This window comes from Cobetia sp. MM1IDA2H-1 (assembly GCF_002916775.2).
Lineage (GTDB): Bacteria > Pseudomonadota > Gammaproteobacteria > Pseudomonadales > Halomonadaceae > Cobetia > Cobetia marina.
Window position 1 is genome coordinate 2,684,492 of the sequence record NZ_CM133225.1, and the last position, 25,151, is coordinate 2,709,642.

Genomic DNA, 25,151 nt, shown 5'->3' on the forward strand with positions numbered 1-25,151 from the left:
CGCCATCGAGACTGACAGCAGCGATCAGAACGTCACAGGGATTTCGTGATGGATTCGGCACTTGACCATCATCAAATCACCCTCTCATCTACAATGAATCGTGAATAATCACGTCTTAATCGGCATGACATCATCGATATTTCATGAGGTGGCGATCTGCTTGATTTTCAATGTCTGATTACGGACTTGATAATAAATTAATCGACCACAACAGCAAGGCGTAAACTCTCTTTCACGACGATTGTATTGCCGCACTTCACTTTAGACTGCTTTCTCTCATCTCAAGTATTAGTAGAGCGATGACATGAATGAATCGCCAACCGCTGAGAGCCACTCATCCTGATGCCACACCTGACTGACATCCGCATGAACCTCATGACCCAGCGCTCCCCATCATCTGGCATGAGACGTCTCATTCAGGTGGCCGCATAGCGCCATTCCCCATTTCCAGGACAAGAAAAAGGGCAACCGATCATCGCATCGATTGCCCACTCTTCTGACTGCCATGTCCAGCGCCAGACCCCGCATCTCAAGCCCGCATCTCAAGCCCGCTTTTCAAGCGCACTTTTCAAGCGCACCTTTCAGGTCCGCACCTCAGGCCCATTCTTCAGCCCCGCAGGGCCCCATGCGCACTCTTCTCCCATTCGCCACCCTCGCCCTGCGCGTTCAGACCGAGACTTCGGGTGCCGCATCCAGCTCGCCTTGCAGCCGGCTGGTGTAGAGCTCCAGATGCCCGGCCAGCGCCGTGTTGATGTGGTAGCTGCCGCCGTGGCGTCGCGCGTTGCGCGCACAGCTGCGTCGCAGCTCCTCGTCAGCCACCAGGCGGGTGAGAGCATCGGCATAGCGCGCCGGCGTCTGCTCATCCACCACCAGCCCGTTGCCGACCCGATGCACGACTTCTGCGCAGCCACCGACGTTGGTGACCAGCACCGGCAGCCCGCTCAGCGTGGCTTCCAGCAGCGAGATCGGCAGTCCTTCCCAGGCAGACGACATCAGGAAGATGTCCGATGAGGCCAGAAGCCCCGCCACATCCGAGATGTTGCCCAGCAAGGTGACCTGATCCTCGAGCCCGGCGTCACGGATCTGCGTGACCAACTCGGCCTTGAGCGGCCCCTCCCCGGCGATGCTGAGCGTGACATTCAACCCCTGTGCCTTGAGGCGGCGGCAGCTCTCGAGCATCAAGGGATACTGCTTGGCTTCGGTGAGACGTCCGATGGCTGCCAGCTTCACCGGGGTATCCAGCGCCGTCATCTGCCAGCCGCTGTGCTTGAGGCGCGCCCCCGAGACGGCATTGTCGATCTGGACCACCGGCCGCCTGACCAGCGGCGCAAGCTTGCGCGTGCAGGCGTGACAGATGCCGACATAGGCGCTGACGCGACGATCGAACAGTCGAAACAGCCAGTTGGGCGCCCCCAGCTCGATACTGTGCACGGTCATGATCACCGCAAGCTTGCGTGGCAGCAGGAAGGCGAACATCAGCGCGTAGTAGAGATGGCAATGCACCACATCCGGGGCGAATCGATTCACTTCCGCGCGCAGCCGCGTGCCGCCCCGCCAGGGACGGCGACGCGTGTCGGCGCCCAGAAACGAATGACTGATGCCCGCCTGACTCAGCTGGGCCAGGAAGTGTCTTTCATAGTCCAGATCTCGCCCGCACTGCTCAGCGGTTTCCAGAAACGTGACATGAACGCTGTGCCCCGCCGCGACCATGGCAAGGCTCAGGTCCTTGACGTAGACCTCGGCACCTCCTGATGCGGGGGTCGAGATGACATGCATGATTCTCACGGCGATAGCCTCCTGCTGTCGTACCTGAAGATTCGTATCCGATAGCGCGAACGCGAGCCCCGAAAGGAGGGCTCGCAAGTCACATGTCTGGTGCCTGACTAAGCTCAGATGACACGTAGCAGTGCCGGGGCTTCCAGTCCCTCCAGCACGGCCTGCCAACTGGCCTCGACGGTACGGCGCGAAAACCGCTCCAGGCCGTAATCGACATTGGCACGCAGGCGCGCAAGCACTTCATCATCACCGAGCACGGCGCCCAGCTGCTGACTGAACGCTGCCACATTGCCCTGCTCGACCAGATAGCCATTGATGCCATGCTTGAGGATCTCGCGGGGCCCGGCCGGGCAGGCGAAGCTGATGCAGGGCACGCCACAGCTGAGCGCCTCGACCAGTACCAGCCCGAAGCCCTCGAAGCGTGATGACAGCACGAACAGGTCTGCCGCGGCGTATTCGCGCCGGATGTCGCTGCACTGGCCGGGCATCTGAATCTGGCGCGTGATGCCAAGCCGCTCCGCCTGCGCCTCCAGCGCCTCGCGTGCATCACCCTCGCCGACGATGCGCAGCACCCAGCCATCACGCGATTCGGCGGGAATCGCCGCCCAGGCCTCCAGCAGCAGATCAAAGCCCTTTTGGTGCGTCAGACGCCCCACCGCCACCGCCACCTTCGGCGCGACGGTCTCAGAAGGCGCCACTGCGGGCGGCGCGGCGGCGGCGTTCTGCTGCCGGGCTTGACGCTGGAGGATCTCGTGCTCCAGCGGATTGAGGTTGGGCACGACGCTCAGACGCTCGGTGGACTGGGGGAGCAGCTGCTCCCAGTATTCGCGGTCCTCATGGGAAAGCACCACGATACGATCGGCCCGCCTGGCCGCGAGACGCCGCGCGACATTGCGCCGTGGCACGCCGAGATCCGAGGTGGCATTGAAGTGTTCCCAGCAGAGATAGCGCGTGCGCCGCAGCAGATAGCTGGGCAGCAAGAATGGCAGGAAACCGATGCTCTCGACCACGATCACCACGTCCGGTCGCTTGCGCAGCACCATCCAGAAAAGCCGCAGGAACAGCAGCACGCCGCGCAACGCCCCCAGATGCTGACGTTTTGGATACAGCGATTCATGCACGATATCCTCGTGCAGGGGATAGGGGCTGTCGGCAGGGCCATGCTCGCTGATCACCTCCACCTGATAGTCACCGCTGGCCGCCAGCATGTTGGCGGTATCGGCGCAGGCACGCTCGGTGCCGCCGGTGCGCGACTGGGCGCCGGTGTAGAACAGGATATGCTTGCGAGTGCTCATGACGCGTATTGGCTCCGCCGAATCAATTGCCGGGACAGGGAAGGACTGAACGCATAGCTCATCAGCAACGCCTTTTCCTTCAACGACAGCTGACGCAATGCCGCCCAGGATGACTGGCGCAGCTGAGACATCACCACCTGCCTCACCTGGTCATCGTCGTGGGTCTTGTTGATGGCCTGGCGCATGATGAAGCTCACACCGACGAAGCGCAGGGCGCGAATCTCCAGCAGTGCCAGGCCGTGGGCGGCCGCGAACTGCTCGCGGTAGCGGGAATCGAACACCTGCCAGCTGCGGTGAAATCGGGCCAGCTCGCGATTGCCGAAGGGCTTGCGGGTCAGAGAACCGTCGCTGCGCTTGTCGAAGCGATACAGCACCTGGGGCAGATAGAGAACGCGTGCCGCCCGACCGAACAGCTCGAGGTTGTAGAGACCATCCTGGGAAACAGGAAGGTCAGGAAAGCTCAGGGCGCAGGCGAGATCGGCACGGATCGCCTTGCCCCAGGGAGCGGAGACGATGCGGTCGTGCATGAAATCGGTGAAGGCCTGCATCTGGGTGCGCTCAAGGGGCTGGCTGCACAGTGGCGTGCTCTCCCGCTCTCCCTGTGGCCCCTGCAGGCAATAACGGAACACCACCACCTGCGGGCAATCGAAGGCCACGATCTGCGCCTTGAGCGTATCCAGGGCGCCGGCCACGAAGGTGTCATCCGCATCGCAGAACAGCACATAGCGGCCACGTGCCAGACTCAGGCCATGGTTGCGGGTCGGCCCGGGCCCGAGATTCTCGGCATTGCGGCGCAGTACCAATGAGGTCGGTGGCCGGGCGGCGTGACTGCGCTCCACCCGCAGAAAGGAATCATCCGAAGAGGCATCATCGATGATGATGTGTTCGTAAGCGGTGTCGTTGGCCGCGAGACTGGCGATGCAGCGCTCGAGCCCGTCACCCGAATTGTGATTCGGCGTCACGATGGTGAAGAAAGGAGATTGTGCTGCGTTGCGTTCCATGCCCGGATATCCATGTGGCGGTGCTTGTCCATCAGGGGCTCACGCTCAGGCCGTGTTCATCACTGCCAGGCATCAAGCAAGGAGGCCAATGAATCTGTCGGCTGGCTTGCCCTGCCAAAGCCCGGCCCAAGCCACCAGCGACATCATGTGGCCGCAAATGGCGACACTTCATGCCCCCTTGTTCACCACAGACTAATAAGCTGCTGATATTCAAACAAGGCGACATGTCGCCAAAAACCGAATTCATGAGGGTTAATGTCGCAAACTCCTTGCATCTCATGCGTAAGCTAAGCAATTCAAGACCACTAAATTACCTATGCAAGTTTGAGCAGGATGGGCCGAGCTGCTGACACGCTTCATCCGCGAAAGCTCACATGACTCACCCTCGCCGGCTGGCAGCCACGAGACTGTCGCCCTTTTGCGGCTGGCCCGCGCTATCATGGCAGCGCAATGCCTCCACCCTCCCCTCGCGCCGAACGGGGCCACCCAACGGAGTCACCATGACCCTCTGGCAACTCGCTGCCATCCTGTTGAGCCTGGCACTGGCCAGCTACATCCAGACCCTCACCGGCTTTGCCTTCGGGCTCATCGTCATGGGCCTGCTGGCCACTCTCGATGTCCTGCCCATCGAGAGCGCCGCCCTGCTCTGCGCCCTCTTGAGCCTGTTCAACAACTGCATGGCACTGCGGGGTCACTGGCGGGAAATCGACCTGCGCCTCGCGCGGCGACTGCTGGTCACCAGCCTGCCGCTGCTGCCGGTCGGCTATTACCTGGCCACCTGGCTGGGAGAGGAGCGCGCGCCCCTGCTCGGCATGCTGCTGGGATGCGTGATCCTGATCGCCTGCCTGGCGCTGCTGATGCAACCCAAGCCGCGTGAGACGCTGTCTCCCCGTTGGCACTTCCATGCCGCCGGCGGGCTCTCGGGCCTGATGGGCGGGCTGTTCGCCGCCAACGGGCCGCCGCTGGTGGTAATGCTCTACCGCCAGCCGATGACGCTGGTGGCGATCCGCTGCACCCTGTTCGCTGTCTTTCTGGTCGGGGGCGCCATGCGCATGGGGCTCTCGATCATCTCTCCCGGACGCGCCGGCGAGCACCTGAGTGAACTGCTGATGATCGGTGCCGCAGGCGTGTTCGTGGTCATCGCCTTCACGGAGCTCGCACGCCGCTTCCCACCCCCGCTCAGTGACCATCATCTCCGCCAGGTGGCCTACGCCATCCTGCTGGTCTCCAGTGGCAATCTGATCCTCAAGGGGTTGATCTGATGCGCGAGATTCCACCGTCACAGGCCGAGGAAGCGCCGGGAGAGGAAGGCTTCATCGAACTGGCGCCAGGCACACTGGAGGCCATCAAGGCTGCGGGCAGGAAACTCGACGATGACGTCAAGGCGGGGCGTGTCAGCGCAGGCAGTTCACGCTGGATCACGGGGCCGGGGGGAGATCGTTTCTGCATTCGTCATCAGGGCCCCACCCCCGAGCCCCCGGACATCTGCGAGACGGACACCTGCGAGAGGGACACCACAGCCGGGCGGCGCAGCTGGTGGCGCCGTCTGTCGTCATGGGTCCTGCCGGGCTGAGCTGCATCAAGCAGGCAGCGTCAGGCAACCGCCGGCGGCATGATGCGCGCACACGAAAAAAGGGACTGCCCATGGGCAGTCCCTTTCGTCTTCATGCGAGACACGACTCAGTGCCCGCGCGGGATCACTCTACCGTGACACTCTTGGCGAGATTGCGCGGCTGATCGACATCGGTGCCCTTGAGGACGGCGACGTGATAGGACAGCAGCTGCAGCGGGACTGCATAGACGATCGGCGCGAGGAAGCGACACACCCCCGGCACGGTGACGACGTGCACGCCCTCACCGGCCTTGAGGCTGACTTCCGGGTCGGCGAACACGAACAGCTGGCCGCCACGCGCGCGGACTTCCTGAAGGTTGGACTTCAGCTTCTCCATCAGGTCATCCATCGGCGCGACCGCCACCACCGGCATGTCCTCATCGATCAAGGCCAGCGGGCCGTGCTTGAGCTCACCCGCCGCATAGGCTTCGGCGTGGATATAGGAGATTTCCTTGAGCTTGAGCGCACCCTCCATCGCGATCGGGTACTGGCTGCCGCGCCCGAGGAACAGGGTGTGATGGCGATGCATGAACTTCTCGGCCAACTGGGCGATTTCCCCGTTCAGCCCCAGCGATTGCTCGATGACATGCGGCAGGTCCTTGAGACGCATCAGCAGCTGACGCGTGAGCAGGTCATCTTCCTCGTCCTGCGGCTGTCGACGGCTCTGGCGCAGGGCCAGCGTGGTCAGCATCAGCGCCACCAGCTGGGTGGTGAAGGCCTTGGTGGAAGCCACCCCGATCTCCGGCCCGGCATGGGTCAGCAGTGACAGATCCGACTCACGAACCAGCGAGCTTCCCGCCACGTTGCAGATGGCCAGACTCGCCAGGTAATGCCCTGCCTGCGGCCCCTCGCGGTTGAGCTTCTGGATATCCCGCAGGGCCGCCAGCGTGTCGGCGGTCTCGCCGGACTGCGACAGGGTGATGAACAGCGTGCCCGGTGCCGCGACACGCTCGCGGTAACGAAACTCCGAGGCCACCTCGACCTGCGCCGGAATGCCGGCGACCTCTTCGAGCCAGTAACGCGCCACCATGCCGGCGTGATAGCTGGTCCCGCAGGCGATGATCTGCACCTGACGCACATCGGCCAGCAGCTGCGTCAGTCGCTCGACATCGACGACTTCCCTGCCCTTCTCGGCGCCATCATCCGCGGCCAGGAAGGAATGGCGCGAGACCTCGAAGGCCTCCAGGCGCACGCCCTGCGGGTCGAGACGCTCGGCCAGGGTACGCGACAGCACGGTGGGCTGCTCCATGATCTCCTTCATCATGAAGTGGCGATACTCACCCTTGCCCGCCGCTTCGACGCTGTGCTCATAGCGCACCACTTCGCGGGTCACCGGCGTGAGCTCATCCTGCTCGGCGCCGCGTTCCAGCACCTGGATGCCACTCGGGCTGATGGCCACCATGTCGCCCTCATCCAGATAGATGAAGCGGTCGGTGACCGGCAGCAGTGCCAGCGGGTCAGAAGCGATGAAGTGCTCCTCGATTCCCACACCCACGACCAGCGGGCTGCCCTGGCGGGCGCCGACCAGCAGCTCGGGATTCTGCTGTTCCATCACCGCCAGCGCGAAGGCACCATCCAGACGCGCGCTGACCACATTGACCGCCTCCGGCAGCGCACGGCCAGCGCGCAGTTCGCGGTCGACCAGATGCGCGACCACCTCGGTGTCCGTCTCGGAAGTGAAGTCATAGCCCTCCTGCTCCAGCTCACGGCGCAGCGCCTCGTGGTTCTCGATGATGCCGTTGTGCACCACAGCCACGCGCTCGCTCGAGAGGTGCGGGTGCGCGTTGTGCCGGGCCGGACGCCCGTGGGTGGCCCAGCGGGTATGGGCGACGCCGATGGCACCGGACAGCGGCGCTTCACGCAGCTCGTCCTCCAGCGCGCGGACCTTGCCGACGGCACGCGCACGGCGCAGTTCACCGGCGGGGTCGATCACGGCCACGCCAGCGGAGTCGTAACCCCGGTATTCGAGGCGATGCAGCCCCTCGATGAGAATCTTGCTGATGTCACGCTGAGCCAGGCCGGCAACGATGCCACACATGGAAAGCTCCTTGTCTGCTGCCGCCCCGTGCCAGGCACGGAGCGGTTCGAACGAATGGGGGGGCAAGGCGGTATCCTTGCAGAGGTCACGGACGCGACCGCCTTGCCGAGAGGCTGAGTCAGAGAACTGAGTCGGGATGCCGCGACGACGGCTTGCCACATCACGTGTCGCAGGCCGCCGCCTGGGTCAGTCGCGCGTCAGCGCCAGGGTGTCGCCACGGCCGACCGCGTAATACATCAGGCCGGCAGACTTCATGGCGGGCGGCTCGAAGAGGTTGCGGCCATCCACCACCACCGGGAAGGCCAGCTGGGTCTTGAGCCAGCCGGCATCCAGCGTGCGGAATTCCTTCCACTCGGTGCAGATCACCAGCGCATCCGCGCCCTTGACCGCCTGGATGCGATCCGCCACCAGCACCAGATCATCGCGCTCGCCGTAGATGCGGCGTGTCTCACGCATGGATTCCGGGTCATAGGCCTGCACCTTGGCACCCGCCGCCCACAGCGCTTCCATCAGCGTGCGGCTCGGCGCGTCACGCATGTCATCGGTGTTCGGCTTGAAGGCCAGCCCCCAGACGGCGATGGTCTTGCCGGCGAGATCGCCATCGAAGGCGCGTGACAGCTTCTCGAACAGCGTGACCTTCTGACGCTTGTTGACGGATTCCACCGCGGTGAGCAGCTCGGCCTCATAGCCGATCTGGCTGGCGGTACGCGCCAGCGCCTGGACATCCTTCGGGAAGCAGGAGCCACCGTAGCCACAGCCCGGGTAGATGAAGTGGTAACCGATGCGCGGGTCACTGCCGATCCCGCGGCGCACTTCCTCGATATCCGCGCCCAGGCGCTCGGCCAGGTTGGAGATCTCGTTCATGAAGCTGATCTTGGTGGCCAGCATCGCGTTGGCGGCGTACTTGGTCAGCTCGGCGGCGCGCACATCCATGAACATCAGCTTTTCATGGTTGCGGTTGTAGGGGGCGTAGCATTCGCGCATGCGCTCGCGCACCTTCTCGGAATCGGTGCCGACCACGATGCGGGCACCGCGCGTGAAGTCCTCCAGCGCCGCGCCCTCCTTGAGGAATTCCGGGTTGGAGCAGACATCGAAATCCACGCTCACGCCGCGGTGCTTGAGCACTTCAGCCACGCGGGCGTGCACGCGGTCTGCCGTGCCCACCGGCACGGTGGACTTGTCGATGATGACCTTGTAGTCATCCATGTACTCACCGATGCTCTCGGCCACCGCCAGCACGTACTTGAGGTCAGCACTGCCATCTTCATCCGGCGGCGTGCCCACGGCGATGAACTGCAGCACGCCATGCGCGACGGCCTCGCGGGCGTCGGTGGTGAAGCTCAGACGGCCGGCTTCCACGTTGCGCAGCAACATGCTCTCGAGTCCCGGCTCATAGATGGGAATCTCGCCCTGCTTGAGGCGCTCGATCTTGGCGGCGTCCACGTCCATGCACACCACATCATGTCCCACATCGGCCAGGCAGGTACCGGTGACCAGGCCTACATAACCGCTTCCGAAAATCGTGATCTTCATTGAATGTCATCCTTGTTGGCCTGACGGCCATCTCGAGTGTGAACGCAATGCGCCAAAGCGATGCATGAGCGATACCGGTCGGGGCGGATCTCCACTGCAGGGAGACCGTGAACCACTGACAGATCGCCCCTCGGCCCGAATCCGGCGTGACGTTACCCAACCCACTGACGGGCAACGTCAGTGGGGAGAGAGAAAAGCGCAGAGACTGCCATCCATCGGCGTCTGCCCATGCCGATTCGGGCGTACGTGTGTGTCGCGCGAGCGACTAGCGGAAGAAATTGCCGACGAAGGTCGCCAGATAGCCGCGCTTGAAGGCGATCGGGGCCTTGCGAACCAGGAAGGCCAGTGCCAGCGGCGAGAAGCGACTGCCAGTGACCCGGGCGAACATCCGCCCCTTGGTGCGCGCCTTGGCGGGCGAGCTGTAGAAGTCGCTGCCGGAGGTGACCCCCGCATGGGCGACGATGCCCAGATTGGCGCGCATCAGGCGCGCGCCCTGACGGCGGGCATCGCTCATCACGATGAATTCCTCGCCGGAGGGCTGGTCGGTGCCCAGCCCGAACTGCTCATCGAAGCGGGCATGGAACTGGCAGAGATCCAGCGCCATGTCCACCGAGCGCACGCGAGCCAGTGACATCAGGGTGTGGGCCTTGAAGGCGACCGGCGGTGCCGGACGATCCGGGTCCCGTTCGTGCAAGGGGAAGGCCTTGACGTGCGGGAAGCTGATCGCCGCCGCCTCGGTACAGGTGAAGGCTTCCATCACCAGCGACACGGCCTGGGGATGCAGCTGGACATCGTCGTCCAGGATGTAGGCGTAGCGTGTCGGGCAGGCCGCCAGCGCGATGTTGCGGCTCTTGGAGAGACCACGCCCCGCGACCGCCAGATACTCGAAACGGCTGTCGAAATGGGCCAGCACGTACTCGCGGAAGATATCGCGCTGCGCCTCGTCCTGGTGGGCTTCCGACAGCTGATGCACGATCAGGAAGCGGGCACCGGGCAGCTCGTCATAACGCGGCACGCTGTAGATCCCGGCATCCAGGGTCGAGATCAGGAAGGTCAGTTCCGGCACCTGACGACGGGCGCTGTCTTCCACCTGACGCTGATGCTTCAGCACACGAGCACGGGATTCCTGCATGGGGCGGCCTGCATGACGAGCGGGATCGACGGAGATAGTTTCATCAACGATGTTTTGCATAACCGTTCACCGCGTAATGGACAAAGTTGCGACTGGCGCTGATCACATCCATCCCCAGCACCTCACGATACAGACGCCACTGGTAGGCGGCGGCCTTGAACTTGTTGGAGGACACGCTGCTCTCGCGACGCGTGTAACGCGCCAGCGGCTCGGGCATGCCCTGCGCCGGGCCCAGCTGACCGATGATGATCAGCCACAGCGCCAGGTCCTGACGCTTGCGGATGGTCGGCATGTAGAAACGCCCGAAGCGCCCCGCGTCATAGATGGCGGTCAGGCAGCCGATGGAGTTGGAGCGCAGCATGTCGTCACGCGTCAGACGCGCCGGCGGTGCGAAGTGGGAGACATGGTTGCCCTGCTCATCCACCATCTCGTAGCCGGTGTAGGACAGGCCGGCGCCGGTCTCCTGCATGAAGGCGATCTGGCGTTCGATCTTCTCCGGCAGCCAGGCATCATCGGCATCCAGGAAGGCGATGTAGCGGCCCTGGGCCTCGGCGATGGCACGGTTGCGCGCACGCCCCGGCCCGCCGTTGGTGTCGGTCTCGAGGATGCGGATCTCGACGTCGCCGGTCTCCAGCGCCGCGAAATCCTCGCGCAGTCGCGCGGCGGCACCATCGGGTGAGGCATCGTCGCTGATCAGGATCTCGCGCACCGGCTCGCTCTGGGCCAGCACGGAATCGACGGCGGCATGCAGGCGGCGGTCATAGCCGTAGTTGGGCATGATGACGGACACATCAGCCATGGGCCTTCTCCTTGGAATGAGGCGAGTGGGATCCACTGACGCTGACGCCGTTCACGAATGCGCGCTGGCGCGAATCGGCCGGCACCAGGCGCGTGATCAGGCGTTGATAGTCCGGCAGCACCGCATCACGGCTGTAGTGGGCAAAGCTCTCGCGTGCGGCCTTCGAGAGATGCAGCAGGCGATGGTCGTCAAATTCGAGACGCGCCAGTTCATGCGCCAGCTCCTGCACGATCTCCACCTCACCGGCACTGTCCGCTTCGGCACTCAGCACGCCATCGACATCGTGGCGAATCAATGCCAGCGGGCCTGAACGCACCGGGCGTGACAGGCACGGCAGGCCCTCACGCTTGGCTTCCAGCACGTTCATCGGCAGGCATTCACGCTCGGACGTCAGCAACAGCAGACGGGCTCGGCGCAACTCACGCGAGACGTCCTGCAGCGCGCCGGTGAACAGCACCCGGGTATCATCCGGCACGCTGTCGTCGTTGGCGCCCTGGAAGACCTTCAGCCCCAGCTCGTGGCACAGCGCCAGCAAGGACTCACGTTCCGGACCATCCCCGACCAGCACCAGACGCCCGCGGCGGTAACCCGAATGGGCAAAGGCACGGATCGCCAGATCGACACGCTTGATCGGCGCCAAACGCCCCACCATCACCACGTCGGCCTGACGCTCGCACTCGGCGCGCGTCTCGCGCTCCGCGAGATCATCCAGATAGTTGGGAATCACCGTCGGTTGCAGACCACGCCGCCGCCAGCATTCCGCATCCACCTCGTTGAGCACCTGCAGGACATCGAGATGACGATAGAGCAGGTGCTTGATGACGCGCTTGGCGCGACGATCATGATGGTAGGCGCTGTGCTCCTGGGCGATGACGCGGGTCAGCGGGCGCGAATTGCCCGCCTCGTCACGGCCTCCGGTGCCACGCGCCGCCAGCTGGGCGGCCAGATGGAAGGCGAAGTAGCCGCTGACCATCACCTCGATGCGCGCCTCCAGCATCAGACGACGCAGATGCGTCACCCAGTGGCGGAAGTTCTTGCGCGTACCGGTGGCGGGCAGTCCCAGAGTGCGGTATTCGACACCCTCTAGACGGCCCCAGTAGGGCTCGCCTTCACGCACCGACACCAGCGTGACCTGATGGCTGTCGCGCAGATCACGCGCCAGGCCGTGCATCACCTTCTCGACGCCACCGCAGGCGCTGATGTCCTGGATCAACAGAGCGACATGGGCCATGTCAGACTCCTCGCACGACAGGCTCGCTGTCGTGGGTGGCGTGCTCAGCGGCCGGGGCGTCCGTGGCCACGGGGTCCGTCGCGGCAGGTGCCTTGGCAGCCGACGGCGCGGGATAGGCGTCGTCATTGAGCTTGAGCTCACGCTGGCCCCAGACACCGGCGCGTCCCGGTGCGCGGCGCAGGAAGTCCCGCGTGATGTCGGCGGTGATCGCCAGCTTGTCGGCGATGACGCGCTCGGCAAGCGCCGGGAAGGCCTTGTCAGCGACCAGCGCCTCGATGTCGGCCACGATGCGTGCCGGGTCGAAGTTCTCGATGTCCTGAACGCTGTCGCCGAGCCCGAAGTCACGCATGATGCCCGGCGCCTTGGGGCCACAGTAGGACAGCGCGTAGACCGGCGTGCCGGACATCAGCGCGAAGATGACCGAGTGGAAACGCGTGCCCACCAGGAATTCAGCGTCGCGGTAGAGATCCACCAGCGCATCCGGGCTCGGGTCGCCCTGCACCAGCTCGATGCGCGTGGCGAGCTCCTCGCCCCCGTCAGCGGCGGCCAGTGCCTTCTGCAGGTGATCGAACACCAGCTGGGAGATGCGCTGGTCATTCTCGATATCGGTCGGGCCCAGCACGTGCGGCACGATCATCAGGCGCTCGATGCCCAGACGCTCACGGGATTCCAGCAGTGAACGCGACAGCACCTCGACACGCTCGGCGAAGGCCTGCTGATCCAGCCCCCACCAGTCCCGCAGGGTGATCACGGCATAGGGAGAGGCCACGCCGCCCGGTGCCTTGACCTCGGCATGTTCATCGCTCGCCCGCGGGGCCATGGCGAAGGCCATGTCGGTGCCCAGCAGCGCATGCGGCAGCTTCGGGTCGGCCTTCTGGGTCATGGCGTGGGTGATCTCCTCACGCGAGACCACCAGGCAGTCGCTCAGGGTGCGCAGGAAGAAGCGCTCCTGGGCCGGGGTCTTGAACGGGCCGAAGGAGTGGCCCAGCAACAGCACGCGCTTGCCGGCCTTGCGTGCCAGCATCACCGGCGCCAGATAGCCGATCAGCGCCAGCCAGGAAGACAGGGTCTTCTTGAAGCTGCCGTTGTGGAAGATATGACCGCCCTTCACCACCACCAGGTCGGCACCGTCGATGACATCGTTGCCGCTCTTGCCCTGCTTGCCGAACGCCATCTTGGCCCCCAGCCCCAGCAGCGAGGTGACGAAGCGCAGCTTGTCACGCATCGGCGGCATCAAGGGCTGACCGACGGTGACGCGCTCGCGGTAGCGGCGACGAATGTGGCGGAAGGGCCCGCGCTCGGTGGCGAACACCTGATCATCGATGGGCAGGATATCGATGCGATGGCCTTCGGCCTTCGCCACGCCTTCACCCGAGACATCGCTGCGGCCGTGTTCGGCATCGATCAGCTGGTCGAGGAAGTCGATGGTGCCCATCAGGATGGCGGAGTCACCCTTGTTGTCGTCATGCCATCCGTGCGTCATGCATATCTTGGCCATGCTGTTCGTCCTTCTGTCCGTAATGTCGCTGTTCGGTGTGCACGATGCCCGGGCATCGCCACGTGAAATATCGTGTTCTCGTCGGCCCCAAGGCCGAACGTCAAGGGCTGGCCGTCGCGGCCGCCTCTCGCTGGCGAGCCGGCTGGAAGAGGATCGCCATCGCCAGCATCACCACTTCGGCGGCCACCGGCACGCACAGGAAGAGGTGGTAGAGGTCGATGCCCAGAAGGCTGCCGCTCTCGCCGGACGCGTTGCCGAGCGAGTGATTGAGCGCCGCGATCGAAAGGCCCCCACCGACCACCAGAATGGCCCCGGTGCTCTGGCACAGCAGGCGCTTGCCATTCAGGCGCAGTGCCGCCAGACGCGTGAAGGCGCAGGTCACGAAGGCGTGCACCAGGTAGACCAGCGCGAAGGCGCGCAGTGTCATGGTCAGGCGCGGGTAGGCGCCGCTCAGGAAGTGCTCGGCCAGCCACGGCGCCACCAGTGCCAGACCGCCCGCCACCGGCAGCGCGAAGCCGCTGGCGATGATCAGGTATTCCTTGAGGCGGCCATCACCCTGGGTCAGCTTGGGCAGGTAGTAGCGATACAGGCTGGTGGGGAAGACATAGAGCGCGAACACGATGGAGGTCACCACCGAGACACTGGCCACCTGGGCGGGCGCGAAGGCGAGCCCGGCCAGGATCACCCAGGCCTGCAGGTAGGCGAATGACATCAGGTTGTTGTAGAGAAAGCCGCGTCCACGCGCGTAGTCCGCCTTGCTCGGCAGGCGACTTGAGCTTGCGCCATCGCGGCTGGCAGCCGCCGCCCGGGCATCCGCCGCCGCGTCATGTGACAGCCACATGCCCAGCAGCATCACGATGACCAGCGCGAGGGCACCGACCATCACGAAGGTGGCCACCGGTGCCAGGCCGAACATGCCGGACGGCGTGATCAGCTCGGCGCTGAATTCGGCGCCGGTCAGCAGCGCGACGCCCTGATGATAGAGCGCCGGACCTGCCGCGCAGGCCACCGCGATCGCCACCGCCAGCGAGATCAGCACCGTCATCAGATTGACGCGCCCCAGGCGCTCCTGACGCTGCAGGCGCGAATTGACCATCTGCAGGCCGACCTGCTCCGCCCCGGCACGCAGGGCACAGAAGGCGAAGATGAAGGCAGACAGCCCCAGCAGCGGCGCGATGCCCACGGCGAAGGCGATGGCCAGCAAGGCGTAGAGGCCGATGCCGACGCCCATCCAGCGGCGCAGCGCCGCGCCACTGGCACCATCTTCGGTGACCAGCAGCACCTCGTTGCCGCCCATGCGCGCCAGCACGCCCAGCAACACCGCATAGTTGAGGGCCAGGGCATATTCCCCGAAGGCCTCGGGCGCCACGGCTCGCGCCAGCAGCAGGCCCGCCGCGGACGACAGGCCACGCGCCATCAGGTTGAACAGCGAGAAGATCAGCGCTTCGCTCATGACTGACCTCCATTGCCGACCACCAGTGCTTCATCGCTCAAGAAATAGAATTGGTAGTTGTTCAAGAAATCATGATCCTGATTGCCGGCCGCCACCTTCAGCGACATGAAGAACAACGCCATCATCAGCGCACCGCTGATCAGACTGGGCAGCAGCTTGTCGCGGAAGTGCTCGATGACGTCACAGATGACGAAGATGGCAAACGGCAGGAAGTAGTAGCTGGCGCGGGCCACGTGCTCACCATAGGTGATGAACAGGGTGTAGAGCGCCACGCCGATGAACATCAGATTGAAGGCCCAGGGGTCCAGTGACAGGCGGAAATGCTTCCAGAGTCCCAGCGTCCCCAGGCAGATCAGCAGATAGATGACATAGAGCTTCTGCCCGCCCCCGGAAAAATCCTCGAAGTAGTGGGCATAGAGCCCCAGCGCGCTGAGTGCGCTCTTGGCCAGCGGTCCTGCCACGAAACACAGCGGCAGCAGCCCCAGATAGACCCAGAAGGGATAGGCGCGTCGCAGCAGCGGGTAGAGCACCAGCAACGGCAGATACAGCGCCAGGGTGTAGTGGAAGCTGGTGCCGACGAGCATCAGCACCAGCGCCGGCAGCCGCATGCCACGCTCCAGACAGGCCATCGCCACCATGAACAGGGCGATCGCCACGTGCTGCTTGACGAAGCCGAAGGCCGAGAGATAGATCAGCGGCAGGCAGACGAAGAACAGCAGGCACCAGGCCAGGTTGCGGCGGCTCATCACCAGTGCCGTGACAAAGCACGACACGTAGAGGAAGGCGGTGATGAAGAAGAACAGCTGCGGTTCCCCCCAGGCCCGAGCCATGCGCGCCAGTGCCGCCGGCGCGGGTTCGAGGAAGCTCAGGTCGACCTGCCAGGTGGCCATCTGGCGATACGAGAAGTAGTCGTATCCTGCGTCGTAACGCAATGCCATGAACGCCAGACACAGCCCGCCACCCAGCCAGGCACCCACCATGCGGGTGCGCTCGCTGGCCGCCAGTGGCAGAACTGCCACCAGCAGGGCCATGAAGCCGACGTAATAGCCACTGACGGTCAGCATGCTCAGCGTGCCCCGAAACCGGTCAGCATGGTCTTGATGGTACGACCGACGATCAACAGATCCAGCCACACGGAGAAGCGCTTGATGTAGTAGAAGTCGTGCTCGAGCTTCTCGCGCGTCTCGTCAGCGTCGGAGGCGTACCCCTGGGTCACCTGCGCCCAGCCGGTGATGCCCGGACGAACCACGTGACGGTAGTTGTAGAACGGAATCTGTTCGGCGAATTCATTCACGAACTTGACCTGCTCCGGACGCGGACCGATGAGGCTCATCTCGCCCTTGAGCACGTTGATGAACTGCGGCAGCTCATCGATGCGGGTCTTGCGAATCACGCGGCCGATACGGGTCACGCGCATGTCGTTGGCCTGGGCGAACTGGGCACCGGACTTCTCGCTGTCATGGCACATGCTGCGGAACTTGAACATGCGATACGGACGACCGCCCTGACCGACACGCTCCTGCACGAAGAACACGCCACCCGGCGAATCCAGACGGATCAGCACGGCAGTCACCAGGCAGATCGGCAGCACGAACGGGGCCACCGCCAGCACGGCCAGCACGTCGAACAGACGCTTGAACAGCTCATATTCACTGTTGGGTGCCAGCTGACCGAAGCTGTTCTCGCGCACCTGGTTCAGCTCCACGCGACCGGTGAGCGACTCGCGCACTTCACTGGCGTCGTAGACCGGAATGCGGTTGAGCACGCAGTTGGCCAGGAAACGCTGCCACTCGGCCGGCATCTCGGCTTCCAGATCCGCGACCACGCCGTTGTAGCGTTCCTGGCCCAGGTCCGGTGCGCGCATCAGGTTCCAGCGCGCCCCACGGGTGGTGAACAGGTTGCGATAGTCACCGAACGGCACCACGGCCAGCTTGCGGATACGGGTGCGCTGCTCGGCCCAGAAGCCGATGGAGCAGATCAGCATCGCCGCGAGCCAGGAGCTGCCCAGCACGATACGGCTGAAGCGCAGATCCAGCGCGATCAGCACGCTCATCGCCAGCAGATAGCTGATGGTGATGGCCGGCAGCACGTAGGCGAACGCCTTGGCACCGGGGTAGCGCGACATGTGACGGATCGCCTGCAGCGCGAGCAGGAAGCCACCGCTGGCCGCGATGACGCTGTGCATGCGCATCTCGCTGACCCAGGGGCGCAGGCCATTGATCAGCAACAGCGGGACACCCACCGCCAGAATCAGACCCACCAGCGCCTGACACAGCGAGTTGAACATCAGACGTTCGTACATTCGCGAATGTCGCTGACGCCCCTCGAGTCCGGTCGTCGCTGGATTTGTCGTCGTGTTCATGTGCCTGTCTCCCCCTTGGTTTGCGTTCGAGTGGTGTTTCCGTTCATCACACCCGGTGCCGTCTCCCGCCGCCCTTGCGGCCTGCACCGGTCTATCGCAAATCGTGCTGTCTTCTCATCACGCCGCATGCGCCCTTCGGGCCGGCATGCCGCGCCGTGTCGGTGACGTGGTGTCGAGTGACACCGGGTCTTGCGATACGTCGTCTTCCGCCTGGGTGTCTGTTGACGAGCTGTCATCAGACATAGGGGCGTCGCCGTGGATGGCAAGTCAGCACTCACGTATTTGCGCCGCCCTGATACTGGTAGTCGTGATAGCTGTAGCCGTAGCTGTAGGCCGTGGTCGCCTTGCGCTCGACGGCGTTGAGGATGGCGCCATCCACGCTCACGCCACTGGAAGCGAAGCGCTCCAATGCGGCTTCGATTTCCTTGGGCGAGTTGTGCATGAAGCGCGTCACCATCACGCTGACGCCGCACAGCTTGCCGACGATGGCCGCATCGGTGACCGCCAGGATCGGCGGCGTATCCACGATGACCATGTCGAAGTTCTCGCTGGCCCACTCGAGCAGCTCGGAGAAGCGCGCCTGCAGCAGCAACTCGGAGGGATTGCTCGGTGAGGTGCCGCGTGCCACGTAGCAGAGGGTGTCCGGCGTCTCCCCGCCTTCACCGACCACCGCCAGGCTCTCGTCGGCGATGCTGCGGATGATGGCGCTGCGCTCCACCTTGCCGAGCAGGTAGTCGCTCAGCCCCGGTGCCACGGCGCCCACCTGTTGGCCCGCCATGCTCTGATGCACGTGACCACGGCGCATGTCGGCGTCGATCACCAGCACGCGGTTGCCTGCCTGGGCACAGACGGCGGCCAGGTTGGCGGACACGAAGCTCTTGCCGATGCCCGGGCTGGGGCCGCAGATCATCAGGCGGTTGTCGGGCGCTTCCATCATCGCGAAGTGCAGGCTGGTACGCAGACCCCGCAGACCCTCGATGGAGAGGTCCGCCGGATTGCGCACCGCCAGCAGGCCAGGCGCGGCATTGCCGGCCGCCGCCGTGGCGCCCTTGCCGAGCTTGAAGGAGGAGAAGCGCTTGATGCCTCGCGCCAGGCGACGATTGAGGCGCGCCTGCTCCTCGGAGAGCGGCAGGGTCGCATGCACGTTGAGGCCGAGATCGGAAAGCTCCGACGGTGTCTCGATGCCACGATGCAGCAGCGAGCGCAGCAGCACGAAGACCACACCCAACATGGCGCCCAGCAGGGTCGCGATCACCACGATCATCGCCTTGCGCGGGCTGACCGGGTGCGGCTGCGCCACGGCCTCATCCAGGATGCGGATGTTGCCGATGGTGCTGGCCTGGGCGATGTTCATTTCCTGGGTCTTGTTGAGCAGCTGCACGTAGATCTGCTGATTGACTTCGACTTCACGCTCCAGACGCAGGATCTCCTGCTGGGTGTCCGGAAGATCCCCCACCTGCTTCTCGAGCTCACTGCGCGTGCGCTCAAGATCCGCGCGCTTCTTGCGCAGTGCCACGTAGCTTGGGTGGCTCGGGTTGAACTTGCCGGAGAGCTCCGCTTCCTCGAGCTGGGTCTGGTTGAGCTGGTTGTCGATGTTCACCAGCTGCTCGAGCACCGACTTGGTCTCGAGATCCAGATTCACGCTGTCGCTCTTGCCGCGATAGGCATTGAGACGCTCTTCGGCCTCGGTCAGCTTCTTGCGGACGGTCGGCACCTGTTCCTTGAGGAATTCGAGCGACTTCTCCGCTTCCGCCGATTGACGGTCGATGTTCTGCTGCTGATAGGTCTCGGTGATGCGCTCAAGCACCTGCTGGGTGCGCAGCGGGTCTTCCCCCACCAGTGCCAGCCCCAGCACGCCGGTCTCCTTGCCCATCTCGGCCACCGCGAAGCGCGCGCGCAGTGCATTGGTGGCTTCCAGAGTGGACTGGTGCATCAGGGTGAACTCGGCTCCCTCGCCCGCGGTGAGCGAGGTCACCTCGAGACTCACCTCGCCCAGCGGCCCCTCGAAACGCTCACGCTTGCCCACCGAGCCTGTGCCGAGCACCTTGCCGTCGTAGCGCAGTTCATAGCGGCCCTGCTCACCCGAGCCGAGCGTCACCAGCGTCAGCGGGACGTTGTCCCAGGCCTTGGGCACGGCCAGGCTGGCCACTTCCAGTGACTCGCCGGCCCACACCATGCTGGAACCGGACAGCCAGCTCGGGCGCTCCACCTCGTGGCTGCGCAGGAAGGTCCCGATCACCGGGTACTGGTAAGGCTTGACCACCAGATCCAGCTGCTCCTTCTTGACGGTCTCGCCCAGCACCAGGCGCGAGGTGATGATCTGGATCTCGGATTCCGACGGCGGCGCCTCCCCCCGCAGCATGCTGGAGACATCCCGCAGCGGATTCATGTTGCTGCCACCATCCTCGACCTGCACCAGCGCATCGGCCTTGTAGATCGGCGTCGCCAGCAGCGCATAGAGCACCGCCAGCACGGTGAAGGTGCCGGTGATCAGCGCCAGCGTCAGGCGGCTGTCATACAGCTGACCCAGCATGCGGCCCAGATCGAGACTGGTGCGCGCCGGTACCGCTGCGGGTTCGGTGGCCCCCGTCTGACGGGAGGAATGGGCATTGCGAATCGACATCGTTGAGTCACTCTCCTGGTGTCCTGCCCGTGCATCGCGACGGGTAGGGACGCCTTGACGACCCCTCGCCTTACTGGCCGAGGGTATCGAGGTTGTCCTGGATTTCGGTGCTGTAGTAGATGGAGCTCACGGTGGGCAGCAACTGACTGATCACGCGGTTCCAGCGCGACACCGGCGCGGCCGTGACATAGACGACATCCTGCGGCTTGAGCGTGAAGTCGGCGCCCAGAATCAGGGCCGTGGTGTTGCGAGCATCCAGCTGATAGACGGTGGCCAGCTTCTCGGGGTCTTCCCGGTCCCGCCGTACCACGAAGATGCCGGAGGCATCCGCGGAGTCTTCCTTGATGCCGCCCGCCTGGGCGATGGCATCGGTCAGCGAGATGGGGCTTCTGCCCAGCGGCAGGCTGACCGACTTGTCGACCTCACCCATCACGAACACCTTGCGGGTCCCGACATCCGGCACATACAGGACATCACCGTCCTTGAGCAGCCGATCACGTGCCTCGCCGGTCGCCGCATTGCGCTGTGCCAGCAGCTCATAGAGCGAGATGACGGTCTCCTCGCCATTGCGCTTGAGCACCACGTTGTGCCAGTCCGCGTCTCCGGTCATGCCGCCGGCAGCGGCGATGGCATCGAGCAGACTCAACGGCACATCATTGATGGGCTGCACGCCAGGCTGCTCCACCTCACCGCTGATCCGCACCTTCTGACTGCGGAAGGCCGCCACCTTGACGTCGATCTGCGGCTCGTTGAGGTAGGGCTGGAGGCGCTCGCCCAGCACCCGACGGATCTCGTCCAGGGTCTTGCCGCTGACCTGGACACGGCCGATGTAGGGATAGAAGAGCGTGCCGTCGGCATGCACCACGTTGCCGGCTTCCTGGGCGCTGCGCTCGGAGCCCGTGGGCAACGACAGCTCCGGGTGGTCATAGACGACGATATTGAGAATGTCGCCCGGCCCCACGTGGTACTGATAATCCGGCGCCAGTTGCGCACGGGTGCTGCTGTTGAGCTCCTGGGTCAGCGCCTGCTCCAGCTCGCGCTGGGTGCCGTCACCCCGAGCCGCCTGGCGTGCCTGGGCATCCGCCCGCGCCTGGGCCTTGATCAGGCCGAAGGTGATGGGCTCCACATCGACGATGTCATCCACCGGCGCGGCCGAGGTGTCATAGTCGATGTCGCCGCCGGGCGCGAAGACGCAGCCCGCCAGTCCGGTGAGGGCGCCGAGGCTCAAGCTGGCGCCCAGAAGTCGTGCGATCAGTGCATTTTTCATCTGAAGTCCGTTGAGTCGACAGACCCGAGCAGCGATTGATGCGAGGCTGCCCCGATCATTCCCGCCGCACGCTGACGCCGGGACCAATTCGATAACGTCTTCGGTTCGCCTTGCGTAACGCGATGGCCCCATGTGCAACGACGGTTGCAACGACGGTGACCTCGGGCCGAGGGTGATCCCTCGTGCTGGTGTCATGTCTTGGTTTGCTTGAGTACTTGCGCCTGCTGGCGTCCCGCCCCTTGCATGACGGCTTGCGCCTGTCTGGCAATGGCGCGAACACTCCCTTGGGCAATCACGCGAATGCTGGCCCATGAAGACGATGAATGTGATTGAGTCCCCTTCGATTTACACGAAGTCTTCCTCATAAAATCACGTCTCTGCTGCACATCGATGACACCTTTTACAGGCACATATTCACGCCATCGACAGTGCCCACCACACCCACCTGACGGCGCAGGTTCCACAACGTGATGGCAACGTTTATCGCACTGTCCGCTGCGTCGTCTTCATGGGCATCAAGAGTGGAGTGACCAGACTCCATCTGTTGCGCATTTTACCTGATCCACGCCGCTCGCCAATCGAGCGCTGTTACAAAAATCCAATAAAAACATTGCTTTGTATCATCATCAGCACGACGTGTGTCGCTAACCGCCACATGATGACGTAGCCGATCACAGACAGTGCAACGCTGGGTTCGTCTGTAAATCGACACATCCTTCACAAGAATTTCAGCAGCCATGCGGATCAAGTCCAGCGCCCGCGGTGTCTGAAAGATCGACAGGCATGTCTGCTTTTATCCACACCACGATTACTCTTTTTTACATAAATATTTCGCTTTCCATCAACGCCACATCGACGCGACCTCTCTCGCTAGACAGCCGACATTTTCTGGTTAACATGGGCCTCGCTTTCACGGGGGGATAGAGAGAGGCGTCCGCCTGAAATGTGCATGCACATTTCTCATGACGACGGCGATGTCATCACCTCGAAAGCGAGCAATACGGTGGCCAGGGAATGCGGCCATGGCAGGAACACCTCAGGACGAGGCTGCGCCAGGGAAGATGCTACGGACGGTATCAGGGACGGCGCCCTGCAGATCATGGAACAGGCGTGAGCTTGCTCACGCACACCACGACGCAACTCTCAGCAGCAGTGTTGCCGATGGTCAGAGACAGCACGGCATCCGGCATGCACGACGCTGGCCTTGGCCACCCATCACCGAGCCCAGTCATCGCAGCGCCCTGACTGGCAGATGACCGGCAATGCTCATCAAGGAGACTTCATATGCGCAAGTCACATATCGGCGCCATTCTCGGCCTGTCCGGTGCCCTGCTGTTGGCAGGCAACGCCATGGCGGAAGAGGAGGCACCTGCCGCTGGGCAGGCTGCGACGGGGACGACCGGCACGACCGGTACCACTGGCACGACCGGTACCACTGGCACGACTGGCACCACCGGCACGACTGGCACCACCGGCACGACTGGTACTACCGGCACGACCGGCACGACCGGCACCACCGGCACGACCGGTAGCGTTCCCACCGGCAGCGCCGCTGGCAGCGGCACGGCTAGCCAGAGCGCGTCCGGCAGCGTGACCCCGAGCACCAACGGCGGCAGCATCGCGGCCGGCGCGGCCACGGGCACCGTCGGTGGCGGGACGACCGGCACCACCGGTACCACCGGCACGACAGGTACCACCGGCTCTACCGGGACACGTTGATGACGTCGCGCTCCGCATCGCGTCGTTCAGGCGCGAATCATCGCCAATCGCCAGCCAGGCACCTTCCAGGCATCCGGCGCTCGCTGACGCTGCTGGGCATCACTGCCTGTGCCGTGTCAGTGAGCGGCTGTGCCCAGATAGTGGCCAGTTCGGTGGGCGATGCCTTCGGCAAGGATGACTTCGAGGCGGCGCGCGCCAGTGAACTGCCCTACGCCTCCCTCAAGTTCCTGCATGGCAACAACACGGCACTGGTCGTGTTGGCCACGCTCGAGGATGAGGGACGCATCGCGCGTTTCGAGAGCCAGGACCGCGGCATCATCGAACTGCGCGACGGCGTACTGTCCGCGACATCCGGCTTCACGCGAGACATCGCGGACAGGCATGAGCAAAGCACTACCGGGCGCGCCTTGGCGCGTCCGGCCTGGCTGATGGCTGACGACAGCCGCTATCGCGTCAGTGTCAGCGCCCTGAGCCCCTATCCTCGCCGGCTGGAGCGGGCAGATGCCGCTTCCTCCGGCAGTCAGCATCAAGATGACGTGCCGGTGATGCAGGTGCATGAAGCCGATGCACATCTGCGCTGTGAGGCCGCCGCGCCACACGCGCTGCCACTGGCCGAGCTGTCGCTGCAACACTGCACCGAGACCCTGGCATGGGACGATGGCCACACCACCACCAACGAGATATGGCGCGATGCCACTCGGGTGTGGGCCGCCGACATGACGGCCTGGCCGGACGGGCCACGCTTCGGCTGGGAGATCGCCAAGGCATGGTAATGCGCTTTTCACGACGTGATTCTGCTCGCCCCGCACACGACTCGGCCCGCGTCGAGGGGCCGCTGCGCGCCCTCGCCCGCACATTGCCCACGGGGGTGTGCCTGGCCGCCCTGCTGATCCCGACCCTCGCCCGAGCGAACGAGACGCCGCTGCCCTTCAGCGCCGCCAGCACGCCACTGGCCAGTCAGGTACTGGAACAGCAATGGTCCTCCCATCAGACCCGCATGGCGCTGGACTGGCGCTACAGCTTCGTCAGCACGCCGCTGATTCGCCGCCAGATGGCCGCGACCGCCAACCGCCTGAGCGCCGAGATTGAACTGATCGCGGCTCGCTACGCGGTGGGGGCGCCCGAGGGCAGCTCTCGGGCCGCCTATGTCGAGGGGTTGCACGCCTGGCAGCGCTATCTCGATCAGGGCCGTCAACAGGGTGAGCCACGCAGCGTGCTGGCACGCCTGCCCGGCCAGCTGAATCCGCTCACTGACATGCGCGATGGCCCGCGGGCGATACGCATCGCTCCCGGCATGGTGATCGGTGCCTGTCAGGCTCCCCGCGACGTGGTGATCCTGGACGCCAGCGGCGTGCACCAGCGCCAGTGGAGCCCCGGCCTGACACTGGACGCCTTGATCGATGAGCGCCGCGCCGCCGACTCGCTGGGCCAGGCGGCACGGGCCAGCCTCGTCACCCCCCAGGGGCAGGTGCTCACGCGGCCCATCGCCAGCTGGAATCGCCTCACACGTGGCGCAGCCGACCTGCCGGTCGCGCCGGGAGCCAGCCTGGTGATCCATACCCCCGGTATCGATACCGCGCAGCAATGGGTCAACGAGGCGCTGCCGCAATGGCTGGCCAGCCGCCTGCCCGGTGAGAACTGTCACAGCTGGCAGCTGGACGCCGCCTCGCTGCCGTCAGCGGACGACAAGCCGACAGCTCCCGGGACGTCAGGCAGTGACCCGCAAGCGCCGGCCCGCTAGCGGTCGTTCCCGGCACTGCCAGCATCGCCTCGATGTTTCTATCCTCCATACCCTCATTCACGCTCACGCGC

General features: G+C 64.4%; 19 protein-coding genes. 5 read left to right on the plus strand and 14 right to left on the minus strand.

Translation table 11 applies throughout. The annotated features are described in order from the left end of the window. Nucleotides 1-666 precede the first annotated feature (666 nt). From BOH68_RS11355 to BOH68_RS11365, 3 genes are all read right to left on the minus strand, one after another. On the minus strand, nucleotides 667-1,776 hold the full coding sequence (locus tag BOH68_RS11355; protein ID WP_077374081.1) for a glycosyltransferase family 4 protein: 1,110 nt from the start codon (nucleotides 1,774-1,776) through the stop codon (nucleotides 667-669). Nucleotides 1,777-1,889: 113 nt separating this feature from the next. Next, complete coding sequence (locus tag BOH68_RS11360; RefSeq protein WP_077374084.1) at nucleotides 1,890-3,071, minus strand: glycosyltransferase family 4 protein; 1,182 nt, start codon at nucleotides 3,069-3,071, stop codon at nucleotides 1,890-1,892. Beyond that, complete coding sequence (locus tag BOH68_RS11365) at nucleotides 3,068-4,072, minus strand: glycosyltransferase family 2 protein (RefSeq protein ID WP_077374088.1); 1,005 nt, start codon at nucleotides 4,070-4,072, stop codon at nucleotides 3,068-3,070. Before BOH68_RS11365 ends, BOH68_RS11360 begins: the two co-directional genes overlap by 4 nt. A gap of 500 nt (nucleotides 4,073-4,572) precedes the next feature. On the opposite strand from BOH68_RS11365, the gene BOH68_RS11370 reads away from it, so the two are divergent. Next, nucleotides 4,573-5,334, plus strand: coding sequence for a sulfite exporter TauE/SafE family protein (locus BOH68_RS11370; RefSeq protein WP_167592983.1), 762 nt, complete (start codon nucleotides 4,573-4,575; stop codon nucleotides 5,332-5,334). Further along, nucleotides 5,334-5,645 (plus strand): hypothetical protein, encoded by a 312-nt coding sequence (locus BOH68_RS11375; RefSeq protein WP_077374093.1) that lies wholly within the window; start codon nucleotides 5,334-5,336, stop codon nucleotides 5,643-5,645. The genes BOH68_RS11370 and BOH68_RS11375 overlap by 1 nt, the downstream gene beginning before the upstream one ends. A gap of 124 nt (nucleotides 5,646-5,769) precedes the next feature. Here the strand turns inward: BOH68_RS11375 and glmS are convergent, their stop codons facing one another. From glmS to BOH68_RS11430, 11 genes are all read right to left on the minus strand, one after another. Beyond that, nucleotides 5,770-7,722, minus strand: coding sequence for a glutamine--fructose-6-phosphate transaminase (isomerizing) (gene glmS, locus BOH68_RS11380; protein ID WP_077374096.1), 1,953 nt, complete (start codon nucleotides 7,720-7,722; stop codon nucleotides 5,770-5,772). A 186-nt stretch (nucleotides 7,723-7,908) separates the two neighbouring features. Beyond that, complete coding sequence (locus BOH68_RS11385; RefSeq protein WP_077374099.1) at nucleotides 7,909-9,255, minus strand: UDP-glucose dehydrogenase family protein; 1,347 nt, start codon at nucleotides 9,253-9,255, stop codon at nucleotides 7,909-7,911. Between the two features lie 265 nt (nucleotides 9,256-9,520). Beyond that, on the minus strand, nucleotides 9,521-10,387 hold the full coding sequence (locus BOH68_RS11390; RefSeq protein WP_167592982.1) for a glycosyltransferase family A protein: 867 nt from the start codon (nucleotides 10,385-10,387) through the stop codon (nucleotides 9,521-9,523). Between the two features lie 43 nt (nucleotides 10,388-10,430). Beyond that, nucleotides 10,431-11,186: a glycosyltransferase family 2 protein gene (locus BOH68_RS11395; protein ID WP_077374105.1), complete on the minus strand. Its 756-nt coding sequence runs from the start codon at nucleotides 11,184-11,186 to the stop codon at nucleotides 10,431-10,433. Next, a complete protein-coding gene (locus tag BOH68_RS11400) occupies nucleotides 11,179-12,417 on the minus strand; it encodes a glycosyltransferase (RefSeq protein ID WP_167592981.1) in 1,239 nt (412 codons plus the stop codon). Before BOH68_RS11400 ends, BOH68_RS11395 begins: the two co-directional genes overlap by 8 nt. Nucleotide 12,418: 1 nt before the next feature. Next, entirely contained in the window at nucleotides 12,419-13,915 is a 1,497-nt protein-coding gene (locus tag BOH68_RS11405) for a polysaccharide pyruvyl transferase family protein (RefSeq protein WP_077374111.1), read from the minus strand. 100 nt (nucleotides 13,916-14,015) lie between these two features. Continuing rightward, nucleotides 14,016-15,368 (minus strand): polysaccharide biosynthesis protein, encoded by a 1,353-nt coding sequence (locus tag BOH68_RS11410; protein WP_077374114.1) that lies wholly within the window; start codon nucleotides 15,366-15,368, stop codon nucleotides 14,016-14,018. After that, nucleotides 15,365-16,432 carry an EpsG family protein gene (locus BOH68_RS11415; RefSeq protein WP_077374117.1) on the minus strand — a complete coding sequence of 356 codons (1,068 nt, stop codon included), beginning with the start codon at nucleotides 16,430-16,432 and terminating at the stop codon, nucleotides 15,365-15,367. Before BOH68_RS11415 ends, BOH68_RS11410 begins: the two co-directional genes overlap by 4 nt. A 2-nt stretch (nucleotides 16,433-16,434) precedes the next feature. Then, complete coding sequence (locus tag BOH68_RS11420) at nucleotides 16,435-17,730, minus strand: sugar transferase (protein WP_240499683.1); 1,296 nt, start codon at nucleotides 17,728-17,730, stop codon at nucleotides 16,435-16,437. Between the two features lie 274 nt (nucleotides 17,731-18,004). After that, the gene (locus BOH68_RS11425) at nucleotides 18,005-20,353 is read right to left on the minus strand and encodes a polysaccharide biosynthesis tyrosine autokinase (RefSeq protein ID WP_077374120.1); all 2,349 of its coding nucleotides are present in this window, start codon (nucleotides 20,351-20,353) and stop codon (nucleotides 18,005-18,007) included. Between the two features lie 70 nt (nucleotides 20,354-20,423). Next, on the minus strand, nucleotides 20,424-21,620 hold the full coding sequence (locus tag BOH68_RS11430) for a polysaccharide export protein (RefSeq protein WP_077374123.1): 1,197 nt from the start codon (nucleotides 21,618-21,620) through the stop codon (nucleotides 20,424-20,426). A gap of 1,284 nt (nucleotides 21,621-22,904) precedes the next feature. Between BOH68_RS11430 and BOH68_RS11435 the strand changes: the two genes are divergently transcribed. From BOH68_RS11435 to BOH68_RS11445, 3 genes are read left to right on the plus strand one after another with little or no spacing between them, the layout of a single operon-like run. Then, nucleotides 22,905-23,339, plus strand: a complete 435-nt coding sequence (locus tag BOH68_RS11435) for a hypothetical protein (RefSeq protein ID WP_170877382.1) — start codon at nucleotides 22,905-22,907, stop codon at nucleotides 23,337-23,339. Beyond that, nucleotides 23,339-24,112, plus strand: coding sequence for a YjbF family lipoprotein (locus BOH68_RS11440; protein WP_077374126.1), 774 nt, complete (start codon nucleotides 23,339-23,341; stop codon nucleotides 24,110-24,112). Before BOH68_RS11435 ends, BOH68_RS11440 begins: the two co-directional genes overlap by 1 nt. Continuing rightward, on the plus strand, nucleotides 24,112-25,080 hold the full coding sequence (locus BOH68_RS11445; protein ID WP_077374129.1) for a hypothetical protein: 969 nt from the start codon (nucleotides 24,112-24,114) through the stop codon (nucleotides 25,078-25,080). The genes BOH68_RS11440 and BOH68_RS11445 overlap by 1 nt, the downstream gene beginning before the upstream one ends. Nucleotides 25,081-25,151: the final 71 nt, after the last annotated feature.